Source organism: Streptomyces sp. NPDC051684 (assembly GCF_044453445.1).
Classification (GTDB): domain Bacteria; phylum Actinomycetota; class Actinomycetes; order Streptomycetales; family Streptomycetaceae; genus Streptomyces.
Genome location: NZ_JBITCS010000074.1, coordinates 1 through 17,754, shown reverse-complemented (window position 1 = coordinate 17,754; position 17,754 = coordinate 1). Strand labels below are relative to the sequence as shown.

Below are 17,754 nucleotides of genomic sequence, written 5' to 3'. Positions count from 1 at the left end.
CGACGCTCCGCGTCGCCTCCCTCCTCCGCCTTGCGATCGCACGCACCAGGCCCCGCTCCCTGATCCGGCCTGATCCAAACGACAAGCCCTAGGCCGTCGCCCGTGGGTCCCGCATTCCGTCGATGATGCGGGTCCAGTTGTCCTTCCCGTGGCCGTCGGCGATCGCGCGGAGGTAGTGCGCCCGGACGGCGCGCGGGAGCGCCGGGTCGATGCCGGCGGTGTCGCTGGTGGCGGCGATGTGGTCCGCGGTCGCGCCCATCATGGTCACCGTGCTCAGGTGGCCTGGGTGCTCTCCGGCGTTGATCTGCGCGCCGACGTCCTCGCCTGCCTGGAGCATGGCCGGGATGCCGGCGAGCGTCGACATCAGCTCCGGCACCGCCTGCGCCGCGCCGATCCCCGCCGAGCCCAGCAGCGCGGTGGCGTGCAGCAGTGCCGCCAGGCTCGTCAGGAAGACGTCGAGGTGTGCCAGGTACATCAGTTGTGCGAGGCCGGCGTCCTCGCCGAGGTGGCGCGGTTCCCCGATCCGGGCCAGCACGGGGCGGTGCGCCTCGAAGACCTCGGGCTGTCCGCTGTAGTACACCTGTGCCGCCGCGGTGCCCACCATCTCCGCGGGCACCATCACGCCGCCGGTCAGGAATCGCGCCCCGTGCGAGGCCGCCCAGATCGCGGCCTCGCGGGCCCGGTCGGGGGTGTCCGAGCTCAGGTTGACGAGCGTGCGGCCGGACAGCGCCCCGGTCGCGTCGCCGAGGATGTCGAACATCGCCTGGTAGTCGGTGAGGCTGAGGACGACCAGTTCGCTCGCGGCGACCGCTTCGGCGGGCGAGATGGCCAGGGTGGCGCCGTCGGCGACGAGGCCGTCGGCCCGGGCGGCTGTGCGGTTCCAGACGGTGACGGGGTGGCCGGCCGCGAGCAGCGTACGGACCATGGCCCGGCCCATCGGACCGAGGCCGATCAGGGTGACGGGGGCGGTGGTGCTCATGCCGCGGTTCCTTCCTCGGGACGGACGGTGGGACGGGCAGCGCGCAGGTTCTCGTAGATCCGCGCGAACCCCTCCGCGCCGTGGCCCGCCGCGATCTGTCGGCTGATCAGTTCCTGGACGGTGGCGATGGGGGCGGGGTCGACGCCCTGTTCCTTGCTGGCCCGCACGAGGTGCGACAGGTCGGAGAATTCCAGGCTTTGCTGGCCGGGGACGGTGTAGTCGCCGCCGTCGACGACCTCCGCGTACGCGGCGAGTCCGCGGGTCATGGCGGACAGGAACGGGGCCTGCCGGGCGGCGAACTCGGTCGCGCTCATGCCCATGGTGGCGACCATCGCGGCGCCGTGGATGAAGCCCGCGAACATCTGGTACATCCCCGACAGCATCGCCAGGTCGACCAGCGAGGCCCGGCCCGCGTCCTCGCCGTGGAACTCGCTCGTGGCCCAGATGTCGAGGGTCGGCAGGACGGCGTCGTAGGCCTCGCGGGAGCCGCTGTAGAAGATCTGGCCCTCGCGGGCTCCGATCATGTCGGGTACGACCATGATGGCGCCGTCGCGGTAGGTGATGCCGACCTCGGCGGCCCACGCGGCGAGTTGGCGGGACTCGGTCGGTGTGATGGTGGTGACGTTGACGAGAGTGCGGCCGCGCAGTTCGTCGGCGACCGGGTCGAGGGTGGCCCGGACGGAGTCGTACGTGAGCAGGCAGGCGACGACGACCGGGCTCGCCGTCACGGCCTCGCGGAGCGAGGCCGCGCCGCGGGCGCCGCGGGCCACCGTTTTCTCGGCACGTTCGGGGGTTCGGTTCCAGACGGTCACGGAACGGCCGGCGCCGAGCAGCGCGGCCGCCGGCGCGCTGCCCATCGCGCCGAGGCCGAGCATGCTGACGTCGGTCAACTGGGCTGGTTTTCTGGTGGGTTCGGACACGACGACCAGGCTGCGCGAGCCTGTATCGTCGCGTAAGTACCCACTATTTACTGCGGTACTTACCTTTTGGTAAGCAAGCCTTTTGGTGAGCAAGGAGCGACGGGAGACCCAGGTCATGGCGAAGGCGCCCCGCAACGGCCCCTACATCTGCGGCATCGACGCCGCGCTCGACGTCGTCAGCGGCAAGTGGAAGGGCCTCGTCCTCTGGGAGTTGCACGAGCACGGCGTCCTCCGCTCAACGAGGCGTTGCAGCCGCTGGGCGAGTGGGGCCGCGGCCGGATCCGCCAGGATCACCTCGAGCTCGTCGCGGCCCCGGATGCCGCGGTGGCCACGGCCCCCTGACGGTCAGACCTGGTAGCGGTCCGCCGCGAACAGGTGCCGATTCTCCGCGACCCAGTCGGAGGTACGGCGCAGGCCCTCCTCCAGCGGGACCTCCGGCTCCCAGCCCGCCCAGTCCCGGGCCCGGGAGTTGTCGGACAGGAGCCGGTGCACCTCGCTGCCCGACGGGCGCAGCCTGCCCCGGTCGACGACGACCTCGGCGTCCCGACCCGAGGCGTTGATCAACGCCTCGGCGAGGTCCCCGATGGCGATCTCCTGGCCGGTCCCGAGGTTGACGCTGTGCCCCAGGGCCGCGTCACAGGCGGCCAGGGCCAGGAAGCCGCGGGCGGTGTCGGTGACGTAGGTGAAGTCGCGGGTCGGGGTGAGGGAGCCGAGCTTGATCTGGCGCCGTCCCGCGTGCAGTTGGGCGAGGATGGTGGGGATGACGGCGCGGGCCGACTGCCGCGGGCCGTAGGTGTTGAACGGGCGCACCACCGTCACCGGCAGCTCGAAGGCGTGCCAGTGCGACAGGGCCATCATGTCCGCGCCGATCTTCGAGGCGGAGTACGGGGACTGCGGCTGGAGCGGGTGCTCCTCGCTGATCGGTGCGGTGCGGGCGGTGCCGTAGACCTCGCTGGTGGAGGTGTGCACCAGGCGGCGCACCTGGTGGCGGCGGCAGGCCTCGGCGACGTTCTCGGTGCCGACGACGTTGGTCTGCACGTAGGCGCCGGGCGAGTCGTAGCTGTAGGGGATGCCGATGAGCGCGGCGAGGTGGAAGACGGTGTCGCAGCCCGCGACGGCGTCCATGACCCGGCCGGCGTCCCGCACGTCACCGGCGATCATCTCGACGGGGCCGTCGATGGCACCGAGGTAGGGCGCGAGGTTGCCCTTTTCGCCGTACGGCTTGTAGTGGACGAAGGCGCGGACCTTCGCCCCTCGGGCGACGAGGAGGTCGACGAGGGTGGAGCCGATGAACCCTTCGGCCCCGGTGACGAGGACGGTGCGGCCGGTCCAGTCGAAGTCGGCGGCAGCGGCGGTGGAGTGGGCGGGGGCGGTCATATGGCGATCTCCGTGTGGGGCGTGGGAAGGGCGGGGTGGGTGAGGGGGTGGCCTGCCAGACGCAGGACGTGGGCCGCCAGCAGATCGGCGGCCTGTCCGTGCCGTCCGGGCTGGGCCGCGGCCGACATGGCCGACAGGCGGGCCGGTTCGGCCAGCAGCGGCTCGACGAGGGCGGCGAGCCGGTCGGCGTCCGTCTCCGCGTCGGGCAGCAGCAGCCCCGCGCCGACGTCGGTGAGGACCCGCGCGTTGTGGGTCTGGTGGTCGCCCGGCGCGTAGGGGTACGGCACCAGGACGGCGGGGGTGCGGGTGGCCGCGAGCTCGGCGACGGTCGCGGACCCGGCGCGGCAGACGGCCAGGTCGGCGGCCGCGTACGCCAGGTCCATGCGGTCGAGGTAGGGCACGGCGGTCGCCACCCGGTCGCCGCCGGTCTCGGCGAGCCGCCGGCGGACCTCGTCCAGGGTGGCGGGGCCGGTCTTGATCAGCAGGTGGACGCCGGTGCGCTCGCGCCAGCGCCGGGCGAGGTCGGCCGCGGCGGCGGTGAGCCGGGCGGCGCCGAGGCTGCCGCCGTTGACGAGCAGGAGCCGCCCGTCGGCAGGGACCCCCAGGGCCCGACGGGCCTCGCCGTGCAACCGGGGCCGGTCGAGGGCGGCCAGTTCGGAGGCGATCGGCATGCCCACGACGTCGGCGTGCCGGCTGCCCGCGAGATGTGCCCGGCTCTCCTCGAAGGCCAGCGTGATCTGGTCGGTGAGCAGCGCGGCGAAGCGGTTGGCCCGGCCGGGCACCGCGTTGGACTCGTGGATGACGCTGGGCAGTCCGGCCATCCGCGCCCCGACGATCACCGGGGCGCTCGGGTAGCCGCCCATGCCGACCGCGACCTGGGCCCGCTGCGCCCGCAGCACGGCCTTGGCCTGGGTGCCGGACTTGACCAGCGCGGCGGGCAGCAGGAACCGCCGGGCACCGAGCGAGGGATCGAACGGAATCATGTCGACGGTGTGCAGGCGGTACCCGGCCGCCGGGATGAGCCGGGTCTCGAGGCCGCGCTCGGTGCCGACGAAGGAGATCTCGGCGTCGGGAACGGCCCGCCGCAGCGCGTCCGCCAGGGCGAGCCCCGGGTAGATGTGTCCGCCCGTGCCGCCCGCCCCGATCACCACCGAGAGCCGGCCATGGGATGTTCGCTGTGTCCTCATGGCCGACACACTGCTGACGCGCTCTAAGAACTTTCTAAGACCAGGTTTTGGCAGGCTGTGACCATGAACGCGGCCGACGGGTGCACGAACGCACCGAAGGTTCTGGTGGTGGATGACGAGCCGGAGGTGCGGTACGCCGTCGAGGACGGACTCACCGTCGAGGGCTATGAGGTGCGCGGCGCGCAGGACGGCCTGGCGGCGCTCTCCGCCGTCGCCGCCTGGGAGCCCGACGCCATGGTGCTCGACGTCATGATGCCCGGCCTCGACGGGCTCGCGGTGTGCCGCCGGCTGCGGGCCCTCGGCGATCGCACACCGGTCCTGGTGCTGACGGCGCTCGGCTCGGTGAGCGAGCGCGTGGACGGTCTGGAGGCCGGGGCCGACGACTACCTCGTCAAGCCGTTCGCCCTGGACGAGTTGGTGGCTCGGATCCGTGCGCTGCTGCGGCGCAGTGCCCGTCCCGAGGAGTCGGCGACGACGCTGGGGTTCGCGGACCTCGTGGTCGACCCGACCACCCGGAGCGGGCGGCGCGGGACCCGGATCATCGAGTTCAGCCGCACCGAGTTCTCCCTCCTCGAACTGCTGCTGCGGCACCCGGGGCAGGTGCTCCCCCGCGAGACGATCATGGAGCGGGTGTGGGGCCGCGACTTCGGCCCGGACTCCAACTCCCTCGCCGTCTACGTCGGGTATCTGCGCCGCAAGCTGGAGGCCGGCGGGGAGCCGCGGCTCGTCCACACGGCGCACGGCGTCGGCTACCGGCTGGACATGGTGTGAGTACGCGATCCGAGAGCGCTCCTCCGCAGAGCCCGCCGCAGGCCAAGGGCGGGCGCCGGCATGCCCGCTGGATGCGCCGCCGCCCCCTGCGCACCCGCCTGACCCTCGCCGCCTCGGCCGCGGTGGCGGCGGTGGCCATCGGTCTGTGCGCGGGCAGCTTCGTGGTGATCCGTCATCAACTGCTGCACCAGCTCGACCTGCACCTGACGCAGTCCGCGCGGCTCGCCACCCAGCAGTTCGACCACGAGCCCTCGGGTGTGGTGCAGGGCCAGTGCCGCTACCTCGCCGCCCCGGCGTGCGCCCAACTGGTCCCCGCACAGGCGTCCGACGATCCCGCCGACCCGTACCTCCTGCCGGTCACCCGCTCCACGCGCGAGGTGGCGTCCGGCGACCGGGGGCCGTACTACAGCGAACTACGGCTTGCCGGTCACCGGGCCAGGATGCTGACGACACCGCTGCCCGAGGGCCGTGCCCTCCAGGTCGCCGTGCGGGCCGACACCGTGGACCGTGGGGTGCGCCAGGCCGCGGTGCTGCTCGGCGGCATGGGGGTGACCGGTGTGCTGCTGGCCGGCGCCCTCGGTGCCTGGGTGTCGCGCACCGGGCTCGCGCCCGTCGCCCGGCTCACCGCCACCGCCGAACGCATCGCCGCCACCCGCGACGCCCGGCACCGCATCGAGCTGCCGCCGGAGCGCGCCGGGCAGGACGACGAGATCACCCGCCTCGCCGCCTCCTTCAACACCATGCTCGACGAGTTGGAGAAGTCCGTCAGCGCGCAGCGGCGCCTGGTCGCGGACGCCTCCCACGAACTGCGCACCCCACTGACCGCGCTGCGCACCAACGCCGAGCTGCTGAGCCGGAGTTCACGCCTCAGCGACGCCCAGCGCGAGCGCGCGGCCGGCGCGCTGAGCCGCCAGCTGCGCGAGGTCACCCTGCTGGTCAACGACCTGGTAGAGCTGGCCCGCAACGAGGAACCCGACCCGCTGATCGAGGAGGCCAGGATCGCGGACATCGTGACGCACACCGTCGAGACGGCACGCGGCCACTGGCCGGCCACCCCGCTCGACCTCTCGATCGCCCCCGAGGCGGGCACCGCCACCGTCGCGGGGGTGCCGGCCCGGCTCGCCCGGCTGCTGTCGAGCCTGCTGGACAACGCGGCCAAGTTCAGCCCGCCCGGCCGCCCCGTAGAGATCACCCTCACCTCCGCCGCGACCACCCTGGAGCTGACCGTCCGCGACCACGGCCCCGGCATCTCCGAACAGGACCTGCCCTACGTCTTCGACCGCTTCTACCGGGCCCGCAGCGCCCGCGCGCTGCCCGGCTCCGGACTCGGCCTCGCCATGGCCCGGCAGATCGCGCACGCCCACCACGCCGAGCTCGTCGCCGAGCCCGCGCCCGGCGGCGGCGCCCAGTTCCGCCTCACGATTCCGCAGTCCGGGTGACGTGGGACGGCGGCCCGGCACCCGGCGTCAGCCGATCCGCCACCGCTCCACGGCGTTTTCGTCCAGCTCGACGCCGAGGCCGGGCGCGTCCGGCACCCGCACACACCCGTCGGCGTCCACCCGCACCGGCTCCGCGAGCATGAAGTCACGCCGCTCGGGGGTCCAACCCGGCGGATCGAAGGGGAACTCGAAGTACGGGCCGCCGCCGACGCCCGCCGACACATGCAGGTTCGCCAGGACGCCGATGCCGTTGGTCCAGCTGTGCGGTGTGAAGTGCCGGTGCTTGAGCTGGGCGACCTCCGCCAGGGTGCGCGCACGGTGCATGCCGACGGCCAGGACGACGTCCATCTGGTACACGTCCAGCGCGTCCTCTTCGAGGAAGCGCAGCAGCTCGGTCGTCGAGTGGTGCATCTCCCCCGCCGCGATGCGCACGCCCGGGTTCTCGGCACGCAGCCGCTTGAGGCCGTCGAGATCCGCGTACGGCAGTGGCTCCTCGACCCAGAACACGTCGAGTTCGGCGAGGCGTGCGACGGTCTTGCGGGTACGTGCGAGGTCGGTCGCGTTCGTGGTGTCACCGGCCATCCGCCAGGACTGGTTGAGGTCGACCATGATGTCGAAGTCCTCGCCCAGCTCCTCGCGCACCGCGCGTACGGCCGCGATGCCCTCGCTCACCCGGTCGCGGTCGATGCGGATCTTCATCGCCCCGAATCCGGCCTCCCGCACCTTCAGGGCGGTGGTCACGCGCTCCTCGGGCGACTTCAGCTCCCCCGACGAGGCGTAGGCGGGCAGCCTCTTGGCGGCATTGCCGAACAACTCGGACACGGGCCGTCCGTGCACCTTGCCGATGATGTCCCACAGCGCGGCTTCGAGCGGCCAGTAGTGCCCGCCGTGGAAGTTCGCCGTCTCAACGGCCTTCACGTGCCGGGTGATGTGCAGCGGGTCCTGGCCGATGAAGAGGTGCCGGAAGGCGTCGAAGCCGTCCATGGTGTCTCCGGAGCCGATCCCGGTGACGCCCTCGTCGGTGTGCACCCGCACGATGGTGGCATCGAAGTGCCGCCGCGGCTCCGGGTCCCAGGCCGCGCGGAACGGCGGGTCGAGTTCGAGCCGAAGGCGGTCCAGCGTGATGTCCGTGATCTTCATGGCTTGCTCCCTGGGGCGCGGGACACCCCGCCGTGCGCGTAGATTGACACGTCGACCGTAGGCAGGGCTCTGACCAGGGGCAATGAATTCCGGTGGATCGCAATGTCGGTTGCGGTCCCGACAACCGGCACGCATCTTTCCGGGGGGTTGTGGTGACTGACGGCTCGGCGGAGGGCGCACGGCGCCACGGCCTCTCGCGCGATCTGCGGCTGCTCGACCTCCTGGCCCTGCACGAGGCCGAACACGGGCGCGGACTCGGCGTGGTGGAGCTCGCCGCGCGCTCGGGCCGAGAGAAGAGCCAGGTCTCGCGGGCGCTCAAGGCGCTCGCCGAGGAGGGCGTGGTCGAACGCGATCCAGACACCATGGAGTACCGCCTCGGCTGGCGGCTGCTCTCCCTGGTGGCACGCACCGCGGAGAACCGGCTCGTCCGGGTCGCGTCCCCGGTCATGCGCCGGCTGGCGGAGGAGACCGAGGAGACATGTCACCTGTGTGTCCTCAGGGACGCCGAGGTGCTGACCCTGCTGTCGGTCTCCGCGCACGACTTCCGCGCACACGGCTGGGAGGGCAAGGGCGTTCCGGCCGCGCGCACCTCCGCGGGCCGGGTGCTGCTGCTCGACGCGACGCCCGACGAACTGTACGTACGCCTGGGCATGGGCGATCTCTCCGACGGATTCGACGGCTCCCTCGTGCACTCCGTCCAGGAGCTGTGGCAGCGGATCCAGGAGGCCCGGCGGCGCGGATTCGCCGAGGTGCGCGAGGAGTTCGAGTCGGACCTGGTGGGGGTCTCGGCCCCGATCCGCGACTTCCGGGGCCGGGTGGTGGCCGCGCTGAACGTCGGCGCTCCCGCGCACCGACTGACCGACCGGCTGCACCGGACGGGCCGGATCACCGTCGGCGCGGCCGACCGGGTCTCGGCGGCGCTCGGCTGGGAGTGGTAGCTTTCGTATACAAGTTGTATGCGATTCAGGTCCACGGTCCACGGGGAGCTCACATGGGGACGTCCGGTCGGGAGAAGGCGTACGCCTACCTCAAGGGGACGGTGCTCACCGACCCGGAGATGCAGGGCGAGTTCCTCTCCGAGCAGGAGATCGCCGACCGCATCGGCGTCTCCCGCACCCCGATCCGTGAGGCCCTGCTGCTGCTCGCCGCCGAGGACCTGGTCGAGATGGTGCCCCGGCGCGGCGCGCGCGTGTCCCGGCTGACCGGGCGGCAGATCACCGAACTGATGGAACTGCGCGGCATGGTGGAGCGGTACGCGGCGGAGCAGGTCATCAAGGCGGACCGGGTGCCGCTCGACGAACTGCGCGAACTGCTGGAGCGGCAGCGCGGACTGAGCGGGCCGGACGACGCCAAGGAGTTCATCGCCATCGACCACCGCTTCCACGCGACGATCGTCTCGGCCGTCGGCAACGGCCTCCTTGACCGTCACTACGACGGGCTGCGCAGCCGCCAGGTGCGCGCGGGCGTCGTGGCGCTCTACAACCAGAGCGGCCGCCAGAAGTCGGTCATCGACGAGCACAAGATGATCCTGGACGCGCTCGCCGCGGGTGACGCGGACGCGGTGGGCGCGGCGATCGACAGCCATTTGGAGTCGACGCTGAAGGTGCTGCTGGCGGGGTGACCTGGCCGGCGCGGACGTCACCGCGCCGACCGGGATCCGTCACTTCGGGTACGTGATCTCCGTGTCCGTCCGCCCGAGCCTGCGGTTGGCCAGCACGGAGGTCTTCGCGCGCACCCGGTCGACCTCGGCGACGTCCAACTCCGCGACGATCAGGCCCGGTTCGGCCCCCAGGCTCTCCCGCACCGTGCCGTCGGGGCCGACGAGCATGCTGTGGCCGATGCCTGTCGGCGCGGATCCCGAGACGGCGATGCCGCTCGCCGTCGGGTCGGCCTGGTCCACCGCGGCGACCCACACCGTGGCGTCGAGGGCCCGGGCCCGTACGAGGAGTTCCCACTGCTCGCGCTTGCCGGGGCCCGCGCCCCAGGACGCGGGGAGCAGCGTGGCGACGGCGCCCGCGTCGGCGTGGGCCCGGAAGAGTTCGGGGAAGCGCACGTCGTAGCAGGTGGCGAGGCCGAGGCGGACACCGTCGACGTCGATGGTGACCACCCGCGTGCCCGGGGCGACGCTGTCGGACTCCGCGAAGCCGAAGGCGTCGTAGAGGTGGATCTTGTCGTACGTCGCCTCGACGCCCGGGCCCGTCGCGAGCAGGGTGTTGGTCACCCGTCCATCGTCGGCCGGGGTGAACATCCCGGCGACGACGACGATGCCCGCCGCCTCCGCGATCTCGCGCACCCGGTTCGCCCACGGTCCGTCGAGCGGCTCGGCGAGCGGGGCGAGCGGCGTGCCGAAGCAGGCCATCGCCGCTTCGGGCAGGACGACGACGCGGGCGCCCGCGTCGGCCGCGCGCCGCGCCTGCTCCTCGACGAGGTCGAGGTTCTTGGCCGGGTCGGGCCCGGTGGTGAGCTGGCTCAGGGCGATGCGCATGAGGTGTCCTTCCTGATAAGGCGGTCCTGATAAGGCGGTTGGTGTGACGGTTCAGGCGCTCGTCTGGGCGACCAGCTCCGCGTCCTCGTCCGTGGCCGCCTCCGCGTCGCGGCCCAGCAGCAGCCCGGTGACGGTCACGGCCGCGGTGACGGCGACGTACACCGCCAGCGGCACCCAGCTGTCGAACGAGCCGAGCAGCGCCGTGAACAGCAGCGGAGCGATCGCGCCACCGATCAGACCGGCCAGCGTATACGCGAGCGAGGACCCGGTGGAGCGCAGCCGCGGCGAGAACTGCTCGGCGATGAACGCGGCCTGCGGGCCGTACATCAGCGAGTGCAGGACCAGCGCGACGATCACGCCGAGTACCAGCAGGCCCCACGAGCCGCCGTCGACCATGCCGAAGAAGACGAACGGCCACACACCGGCGGCAACGGCCGAACAGCCGTACAGCAGGCGCCGGTTGACGCGGTCGGACAGGGCGCCCGCAAGCGGGATCAGCACGATCTGCAGCGAGGAGCCGATCAGCACGGCGGCCAGCGCGGACCCCCGCGACATGTCCAGCTCGTCGGTGGCGTAGGTCAGCACGAACACGGTGAACAGCGCGTACAGCACGTCCGGGGCGACGCGGGAGAGGATCGCCGCGAGCAGGGCGCGGGGCTGCCGGGTCAGCACCTCGCGCACCGGCGCCTCGGGGCGGGCCTGCTCGGCCTCCATCGCCTTGAAGACCGGGGTCTCCTCCAGCTTGGCGCGGATCCACAGGCCGAAGCCGACCAGGATGCCGGAGATCAGGAAGGCGACGCGCCAGCCCCAGGAGAGGAACTGGTCCTCGGTCAGCAGGGCGCCGAGCGCGGCCAGGACGCCGTTGGCGAGGAGGTTGCCCGCGGGCGGTCCAACCTGTGCGGCCGAGGCGAAGAAGCCGCGCTTCTTCGGGTCGCCGAACTCGCTGGAGAGCAGCACGGCGCCGCCCCACTCGCCGCCGACTCCGACACCCTGGGCGAAGCGCAGCACGACGAGCGCGATGGGCGCGGCGGCGCCGATGCTGCTGTGGGTGGGCAGCAGGCCGATGGCGAAGGTGGCCGCGCCGATCAGCACGAGCGTCGCGATCAGCACCTTCTTGCGGCCGATGACATCGCCGAGCCGGCCGAAGACGATGCCGCCGAGCGGGCGCGATACATAGCCGACGGCGTAGGTGGAGAAGGCCAGCAGGGTGCCGGTGAGCGGGTCCTCGGAGGGGAAGAACAGATCGCCGAAGACCAGGGCGGAGGCGGCGGAGTAGACCGCGAAGTCGTACCACTCCAGGGCGGTGCCGGTGAGGCTGGCGAAGAAGGCCCGGACGAGACCGGAGCGGTTCGGGGTGACGACCGGTGCGGCGGCCGGGCCGCGTGGGGAGTCTTGCAGCATTTCGGTCCTCGGTTCGGGGGGACATCGACCTTCCGGCATACTTCTTGTATACAGGTCGTATGCGCAAGCCCCGAACGGGAAGTTAACCGCTTCGCAACCCTCCACCCTGCTCACCCCTGGAGATTTCCATGGCCCTGCTCACTTTCGAACTCCCCGACGGCTCCACCCGTGACGTGGAGGTCGTCCAGGTCCTCAACGCCGGCTACGCCGGGCGCAGCCAGGACGATGTCGCCGCGCACGTCGCCGAGCTCGCAGAGCTCGGTGTGCCCGCGCCGACCACGACACCCGCGCTCTACCCGATCTCCCCCTACCTCGCGCAGCAGACCGAGCGGGTCGCGGTGCAGCACGGGCGGACCTCGGGCGAGGCGGAGTGGGCGCTCGTCGTGGCGGCGGACGGCGAGCTGCTGCTCACGGCCGCATGCGACCACACGGACCGCGAGCTGGAGGTGCACGGGGTCGCCTGGAGCAAGAACGCGAGCCCGGACGTGCTGGCCCGCCGCGCCTGGCGCCTGTCCGATGTGGAGGGTCGCCTGGACGGGATCGCGCTGCGCGCGTGGGTCACGGTGCGGGGCGAGGAGTCCCTGATCCAGGACGGTTCACTGGCGGAGCTCCTCACGCCGTCCTACTGGGCCGACGTCCTGCGCGAACGCGGCGAGCTGCTGCCCGGCACGGTGCTGATCTCCGGCACGATCCCGATGGCCGAGGGCGTCGACCAGTTCGGCGACGCGTGGCGGGTGGAGCTGTCCGACCCGTCGACCGGTGACACCATCGCGCTGGCGTACGAGGTGGCGGCGCTTCCGGTGCCGATCGGCTGAGCGGGACCGGACCGGACGAGCGTCGGGTGCGACGCCCGCGGCGCACGCACCCGACGCCATGAGTCCGGTCAGTAGATGGCGGCCGTCAGCGCGTCCAGCGCGCTGTGCTGGCGGGCCGCGTCGGCCTTGTCGAAGGGGCCGTTCCAGTGGAAGCCGTAGAAGTCGCCGCTGCGGTCGAGGGTGTTGAGGGCGTCGGCCTGGCGGTCGATGAAGGCGGAGTAGGGGTGGTCGGGAAGCGTGCGGTTCAGCGCGCCGAGGCCGCGCATGAACGCCCCCTTGAAGGACGGGCCGTCGGCGCCGCCGTCCGTGTCGTCGTCGTTGGGCTCGGAGAGGATGCCGTCGGGCGCGAGCAGCGGCGAGGCGGCGACCGCGTCCGCGATCTCGCGGCCCTTGGCGAGGACTGCGTGGGAGCCGGTGGCCTTGTGGAGTTCGACGAGGCCACCGAGGATGACGCCCTGGTTGTACGTCCACGTGGTGGACTCGCCGGTGTTGACGCAGGCGTCGTTGAGGCCGTCGTTGATGAGGTTGTCCTTGTTGATGAGCTTCTTCGCCTTGAACCAGCTCCAGACGCTCTGCGCCCGCCCCAGGTACGTCTTGTCGCCGTCGACGCGGTTGTGTATGGCCGCGGAGAGGGTGATGAACAGTTCGTTGGTGATGCTGTTCTTGTACTTGTGGTCGTAGTTCCACCACACCCCGCCGCCGCAGGTGTCGTCGTGGTGCTTCCACATGTGGTCGGCGTCGGCGATCGCGGTGTCGAGGTAGCGCTTCTCGCCGGTGAGGTCGTACGCCCTCAGCCAGGCCAGGCCCCACCAGCCGGTGTCGTCGAGGTACTCGTTGCGGAACCGGCCGTCCTTGGCGTCGACGTTCTTCTCGTAGATCCGGTCGGCGATCTTCTTGATGTCGTGCCCGCCCGTGTCGCCGGGGGCCTGCCAGAAGTCGAGGAGCGCCTGGAGATCGTTGGCGTTGTTCCACCAGCCGGTGCTCTCGAAGGCGCCGGTGTCCTGGTTCCACCACGTCATCAGGCCGTCCACGGCGTCCACCGCGTCCTGGTGCCGGTCGGTGCGAGGGGCGGCCGTGGCGGGGCCCGCGGCCAGCAGGCTCAGGCCGAGTCCTGCGGCGGTCAGGAGCAGGGAGAGCCGTCTTGTACGGGTGCGCATGTGCGGTCCCTTCGGAGAGGCGGAACTGACCGGCACCGAGACTCATGACATCGTTGTCATAACGCGATCCGGTGACTCGGTGCTCCGAGAACGTAACCGGGCGCCATTTTCACCGTCAACCCTGGTGCGACACACGGCACTTGTGACGACGGACCACTCGGCACATCCACCCAAAGTCGCTCCGCGGCCTACGTTCGGACATTCGTGGCCGCACGCCCGTAGCCGCTCGACCAACGCGCGAGCGGAGACGGTTTCCGTAGCGTCGGCCGCATGCGACACACCCTGCCCGCGATCGGACTGTTCTTCCTCGCGCCGCTGGTCGGCGAGATGCTCCTGGGCGCCACCTCCCTCGACGCCCTGGCGCTGCTGCCGGTCCTCGCCCTCCTCTACGGCAGCGGGGCCCTGCTCATCCGCGAACTCGTCCGCAGGACCGGCCGTGGCTGGGGTTCCGTCCTGCTGCTGGGCGCCGCGTACGCCCTGCTCGAAGAGAGCCTGCTGGAAGAGGGCCTGCTGGACCAGATGCTGTTCAACGCCGACTACTTTGGCAACTACGACATGGTGAGCGTGACGCCGATCCCCCTGGCCGGCACCGGCGCCTACGGCCTGATCTCCGTCCTGGCCGTGCACGCGCTGTGGAGCATCACCGTGCCGATCGCGCTCATGGAAGCCCTGGTGCCGCGGCGGGCGGCCCCCCCCCTGACTCGGGCGGACCGGGCTCACCGTCACCGCCGGACTGCTGGTGCTGGGGGCCGGGGTGGTCGGCTGGGGCAGCTACGACGAGAGCGGCTTCATGGCTCCTTGGCCGCTGCTGACCGGCACGGCCGCGGTGGTGGCCGCGCTCGTCGCCGCCGCGTTCCTGATCCCCCGCCCGCGCGCCGGGCTCGACTCCCGTCGCGCGCCCCGTCCGCTGTTCGTCGGCGTCGCGTCGTGCGCGGCCACCAGCGGCTTCTGGCTGGTGCTTCAGCCGAGCTGGGCGCGGGGGCTGACCGCCGGGGCGACGCTGACCTACGCCTGGGTCGGCTTCGGCCAGATCCCGGACCAGGGATCGGCGGGCACCGTCAACCTCGTCGGGCACGTCCTCCTGGCCGTCGCGGCCGTCGCCCTGCTGTGCATCGCCGCGCGACGTCTGGGCACTCGCTCCGCGTGAGCGCCCGAATGGCCGCGTCGGGAGGGAGGCCCCAGCATGGTGATGTCGTCGGTTTGCCCGGTGTGCCATCACCGAGGCGGCTCCGCCCGAAACCGCCTGCGCGGCCACAACACGCAGGGCGCCGCGGCACAGAGCGAATCCCGTCGAAAGGCACGCGTAGCTCATGAGTGACGAGACAGCCAAAGCGACCACCACGGATGCCGGTGTACCGGTCGAGAGCGACGAGCACTCGCTCACGGTCGGCGCCGGCGGACCGATCCTCCTTCAGGACTCGTATCTGATCGAACAGATGGCGCAGTTCAACCGGGAGCGGATTCCGGAGCGGCAGCCGCACGCCAAGGGCAGCGGCGCCTTCGGCCACTTCCAGGTCACCGCGGATGTCAGTGCGTACACGAAGGCCGCGGTGTTCCAGCCGGGGACGCGAACCGACCTGGTCACCCGGTTCTCCACGGTCGCCGGTGAGCGCGGCAGCCCCGACACCTGGCGCGACCCGCGCGGCTTCGCGGTGAAGTTCTACACCACCGAGGGCAACTACGACATGGTCGGGAACAACACCCCGGTGTTCTTCATCAAGGACCCGATGAAGTTCCAGCACTTCATCCGCTCCCAGAAGCGCCGCGCGGACAACAACCTGCGCGACCACGACATGCAGTGGGACTTCTGGACGCTCTCGCCCGAGTCCGCGCACCAGGTCACCTGGCTGATGGGCGACCGGGGCATCCCCCGCACCTGGCGACACATGAACGGCTACACGTCGCACACCTACATGTGGATCAACGCCCAGGGCGAGCGCTTCTGGGTGAAGTACCACTTCAAGACCGACCAGGGCATCGAGTGCTTCACGCAGCACGAGGCGGACCAGATGGCCGCGGCCGACACCGACTACCACACACGTGATCTCTTCGAGCACATCCGGGACGGGGAGTACCCGAGCTGGACGCTGCACGTGCAGGTCATGCCGTACGAGGACGCGGCCACGTACCGGTTCAACCCCTTCGACCTGACGAAGGTGTGGCCGCATGCCGACTACCCGCTGATCGAGGTCGGCCGGATGACGCTGGACCGCAATCCGACGGACAACCACGCGGAGATCGAGCAGGCCGCGTTCCAGCCGAACAACCTGGTCCCGGGCATCGGCCCCAGCCCGGACCGGATGCTGCTGGGGAGGCTCTTCTCCTACGCCGACGCGCACCGGCACCGCATCGGAGGCAACTACCAGCAACTGCCCGTCAACGCGCCGGTCGCGCCCGTGCACTCGTACTCCAAGGACGGGGCCATGGCCTACAAGAAGGCCCAGGACCCGGTGTACGCGCCGAACTCCAAGGGCGGCCCTGCGGCCGACACGGACCGCTACGGCACACCGCCGAGCTGGTACGCGGACGGTGACATCACGCGCGCCGCGTACGTCGACCACGCCGAGGACGACGACTGGGGGCAGCCGGGCACCATGGTGCGCGAGGTCCTCGACGACGCGGAGCGCGACCGCCTCGTGGACAACGTCGTCGGCCATCTGCTCAACGGCGTGAGCGATCCGGTCCTCGATCGGGCCTTCGAGTACTGGTCCAACATCGACCGGAACATCGGCGAGCGCATCAAGCAGGGCGTGCGCGCCAAGGCCGACGAGAAGGACCCCAAGGCGGCAGAGCAGGGCAACCCGGCCCGCAGCAGCATGCAGGACAAGGCCTGAGGGGAATCCGCGGCACGCGGACGGGCGACGGCGACGGCTACCGAGGTGTGGCCGGCGCCCCGCCCGGGCCGCGGGTGAGGTGCTCGACGAGGGCGGTGGCGGCCGGGTTGCGCGGGCCAGGACCGCGTCCCGCGAGCACGACCGTGCGGCCGGGTTCCGGCTGGCGGATGTCCACGCACGGCAGTCCCGCGTCCTCGCCGATGCGCCGGGGCACGAACGCGACGCCGATGCCGGCCCGGACGAGGGCCACGAGCATGCCGATCTGGGTCACGTCGCACGTGATGCGGCGCTCCAGGCCGCAGTGCGCGGACAGTCTGCGCACCGCCGTCTCCAGTCCTGTGCCCGCGCGGAAGTCGATGAAGGACTCCTGGGCGAGGTCCCGGATGAGGGTGCGGCCGGCGTGCGCCAGGGGGTGTCCGGGGGCCGTGATGAGCACCAGTTCCTCGTGCCAGGAGCCGAACTCGACCAGTCCGTCGGGGAGTTCGGCCGCGTCCGGGGCGAGGTAGGCGAGGTCCAGTTCGCCCGCGCGCAGGGCCGCGTACAGCTCGTCGACCGACGCGTCCCGCACGGACACCTGGATGCCGGGCAGGCGGCGGTGGAACGACGCGAGTTCGGTGGGCAGGTCCACACAGGTGAGGGTCTGGATCGTGCCGATGGACACGCGGCCGGTGGTCAGGCCCGCGACCGCCGCGACGGCGTCCCGGGCCGCGTCGGCCCCCGCGAGCAGCGATCTGGCCTGCGGCAGCAGGGCCCGCCCGGCCTCGGTGAGTACCGCTCGGCGGCCGGTGCGGTCGAACAGGTCGGCGCCCAGCTCGCGCTCCAGATTGCGCACGGAGGTGCTGAGCGCCGACTGCACGATGAGTTCGGACCGGGCGGCGGCCGTGAACGTGCCCTCGCTGACGACCGCCATGAAGTGGCGGAGCTGACGCATCTCCATCCATCTACTTTACCGATGGCAGCCAGCGAAACGATCTGTTGGACCGACCGGCCGGGACCGCCGGATCCTGCTGGCATGAACCATGTACCCGCTCTGTGGACCGCCGCCCACTCCCCTCGCCGGTCCGCCCCCGTCCGGGCCGCCGCCCGCCAACTGCTGCGCCTGCGCTGCTTCTTGCGCGAACTGGCGCTTGCGGAGCACACGCCGTTCGGCGGCTACTAGGGCTTGTCGTTTGGATCAGGCCGGATCAGGGAGCGGGGCCTGGTGCGTGCGATCGCAAGGCGGAGGAGGGAGGCGACGCGGAGCGTCGTC

General features: G+C 71.6%; 17 protein-coding genes and 1 pseudogene. 9 read left to right on the top strand and 9 right to left on the bottom strand.

Features of this window, described 5'->3' with window-relative positions; translation table 11 throughout:
* Nucleotides 1-88 precede the first annotated feature (88 nt).
* Both ACIA8D_RS40855 and ACIA8D_RS40850 read right to left on the bottom strand, forming a co-directional pair.
* Entirely contained in the window at nucleotides 89-979 is an 891-nt protein-coding gene (locus tag ACIA8D_RS40855; protein WP_399240452.1) for an NAD(P)-dependent oxidoreductase, read from the bottom strand.
* Nucleotides 976-1,899: an NAD(P)-dependent oxidoreductase gene (locus tag ACIA8D_RS40850; protein WP_399240450.1), complete on the bottom strand. Its 924-nt coding sequence runs from the start codon at nucleotides 1,897-1,899 to the stop codon at nucleotides 976-978. Before ACIA8D_RS40850 ends, ACIA8D_RS40855 begins: the two co-directional genes overlap by 4 nt.
* Nucleotides 1,900-2,014: 115 nt before the next feature.
* Between ACIA8D_RS40850 and ACIA8D_RS40845 the strand changes: the two are divergent.
* Nucleotides 2,015-2,134 (top strand): annotated as a pseudogene (locus ACIA8D_RS40845) (transcriptional regulator); the annotation flags it as partial.
* A gap of 110 nt (nucleotides 2,135-2,244) precedes the next feature.
* On the opposite strand, the gene ACIA8D_RS40840 reads toward ACIA8D_RS40845, so the two are convergent.
* Nucleotides 2,245-3,276 (bottom strand): GDP-mannose 4,6-dehydratase, encoded by a 1,032-nt coding sequence (locus tag ACIA8D_RS40840; protein WP_399240448.1) that lies wholly within the window; start codon nucleotides 3,274-3,276, stop codon nucleotides 2,245-2,247.
* Complete coding sequence (locus tag ACIA8D_RS40835; protein WP_399240446.1) at nucleotides 3,273-4,463, bottom strand: UDP-N-acetylglucosamine--N-acetylmuramyl-(pentapeptide) pyrophosphoryl-undecaprenol N-acetylglucosamine transferase; 1,191 nt, start codon at nucleotides 4,461-4,463, stop codon at nucleotides 3,273-3,275. The genes ACIA8D_RS40840 and ACIA8D_RS40835 overlap by 4 nt, the downstream gene beginning before the upstream one ends.
* Before the next feature lie 63 nt (nucleotides 4,464-4,526).
* Between ACIA8D_RS40835 and ACIA8D_RS40830 the strand changes: the two genes are divergently transcribed.
* Both ACIA8D_RS40830 and ACIA8D_RS40825 read left to right on the top strand, forming a co-directional pair.
* Nucleotides 4,527-5,234, top strand: a complete 708-nt coding sequence (locus ACIA8D_RS40830) for a response regulator transcription factor (protein ID WP_399240444.1) — start codon at nucleotides 4,527-4,529, stop codon at nucleotides 5,232-5,234.
* 71 nt (nucleotides 5,235-5,305) lie between these two features.
* On the top strand, nucleotides 5,306-6,673 hold the full coding sequence (locus ACIA8D_RS40825; RefSeq protein WP_399240454.1) for a sensor histidine kinase: 1,368 nt from the start codon (nucleotides 5,306-5,308) through the stop codon (nucleotides 6,671-6,673).
* A 27-nt stretch (nucleotides 6,674-6,700) separates the two neighbouring features.
* On the opposite strand, the gene ACIA8D_RS40820 is transcribed toward ACIA8D_RS40825, so the two are convergent.
* Nucleotides 6,701-7,813 carry a mandelate racemase/muconate lactonizing enzyme family protein gene (locus tag ACIA8D_RS40820; protein ID WP_399240442.1) on the bottom strand — a complete coding sequence of 371 codons (1,113 nt, stop codon included), beginning with the start codon at nucleotides 7,811-7,813 and terminating at the stop codon, nucleotides 6,701-6,703.
* A 152-nt stretch (nucleotides 7,814-7,965) separates the two neighbouring features.
* On the opposite strand from ACIA8D_RS40820, the gene ACIA8D_RS40815 reads away from it, so the two are divergent.
* Together ACIA8D_RS40815 and ACIA8D_RS40810 are read left to right on the top strand one after the other, a co-directional pair.
* Nucleotides 7,966-8,751 (top strand): IclR family transcriptional regulator, encoded by a 786-nt coding sequence (locus ACIA8D_RS40815; protein ID WP_399240440.1) that lies wholly within the window; start codon nucleotides 7,966-7,968, stop codon nucleotides 8,749-8,751.
* Nucleotides 8,752-8,804: 53 nt separating this feature from the next.
* Nucleotides 8,805-9,434, top strand: a complete 630-nt coding sequence (locus ACIA8D_RS40810; RefSeq protein WP_399240438.1) for a GntR family transcriptional regulator — start codon at nucleotides 8,805-8,807, stop codon at nucleotides 9,432-9,434.
* A 39-nt stretch (nucleotides 9,435-9,473) separates the two neighbouring features.
* Here ACIA8D_RS40810 and ACIA8D_RS40805 read toward each other — a convergent pair whose 3' ends face one another.
* Together ACIA8D_RS40805 and ACIA8D_RS40800 are read right to left on the bottom strand one after the other, a co-directional pair.
* Nucleotides 9,474-10,298: a carbon-nitrogen hydrolase family protein gene (locus tag ACIA8D_RS40805; protein ID WP_399240437.1), complete on the bottom strand. Its 825-nt coding sequence runs from the start codon at nucleotides 10,296-10,298 to the stop codon at nucleotides 9,474-9,476.
* Between the two features lie 51 nt (nucleotides 10,299-10,349).
* Nucleotides 10,350-11,699, bottom strand: a complete 1,350-nt coding sequence (locus ACIA8D_RS40800) for an MFS transporter (protein ID WP_399240435.1) — start codon at nucleotides 11,697-11,699, stop codon at nucleotides 10,350-10,352.
* Nucleotides 11,700-11,827: 128 nt separating this feature from the next.
* Here ACIA8D_RS40800 and ACIA8D_RS40795 point away from each other — a divergent pair, with 128 nt between their 5' ends.
* Nucleotides 11,828-12,514 carry a DUF2848 domain-containing protein gene (locus ACIA8D_RS40795; protein WP_399240433.1) on the top strand — a complete coding sequence of 229 codons (687 nt, stop codon included), beginning with the start codon at nucleotides 11,828-11,830 and terminating at the stop codon, nucleotides 12,512-12,514.
* Nucleotides 12,515-12,582: 68 nt separating this feature from the next.
* On the opposite strand, the gene ACIA8D_RS40790 is transcribed toward ACIA8D_RS40795, so the two are convergent.
* The gene (locus ACIA8D_RS40790; protein WP_399240431.1) at nucleotides 12,583-13,671 is read right to left on the bottom strand and encodes a glycoside hydrolase family 76 protein; all 1,089 of its coding nucleotides are present in this window, start codon (nucleotides 13,669-13,671) and stop codon (nucleotides 12,583-12,585) included.
* Nucleotides 13,672-14,410: 739 nt separating this feature from the next.
* On the opposite strand from ACIA8D_RS40790, the gene ACIA8D_RS40785 reads away from it, so the two are divergent.
* Together ACIA8D_RS40785 and ACIA8D_RS40780 are read left to right on the top strand one after the other, a co-directional pair.
* On the top strand, nucleotides 14,411-14,818 hold the full coding sequence (locus tag ACIA8D_RS40785) for a hypothetical protein (protein ID WP_399240429.1): 408 nt from the start codon (nucleotides 14,411-14,413) through the stop codon (nucleotides 14,816-14,818).
* A 163-nt stretch (nucleotides 14,819-14,981) separates the two neighbouring features.
* The gene (locus tag ACIA8D_RS40780) at nucleotides 14,982-16,505 is read left to right on the top strand and encodes a catalase (protein ID WP_399240427.1); all 1,524 of its coding nucleotides are present in this window, start codon (nucleotides 14,982-14,984) and stop codon (nucleotides 16,503-16,505) included.
* A gap of 37 nt (nucleotides 16,506-16,542) precedes the next feature.
* On the opposite strand, the gene ACIA8D_RS40775 is transcribed toward ACIA8D_RS40780, so the two are convergent.
* Nucleotides 16,543-17,442, bottom strand: coding sequence for a LysR family transcriptional regulator (locus tag ACIA8D_RS40775; protein WP_399240425.1), 900 nt, complete (start codon nucleotides 17,440-17,442; stop codon nucleotides 16,543-16,545).
* A 75-nt stretch (nucleotides 17,443-17,517) separates the two neighbouring features.
* Here ACIA8D_RS40775 and ACIA8D_RS40770 point away from each other — a divergent pair, with 75 nt between their 5' ends.
* Complete coding sequence (locus ACIA8D_RS40770) at nucleotides 17,518-17,664, top strand: hypothetical protein (protein WP_399240423.1); 147 nt, start codon at nucleotides 17,518-17,520, stop codon at nucleotides 17,662-17,664.
* Nucleotides 17,665-17,754: the final 90 nt, after the last annotated feature.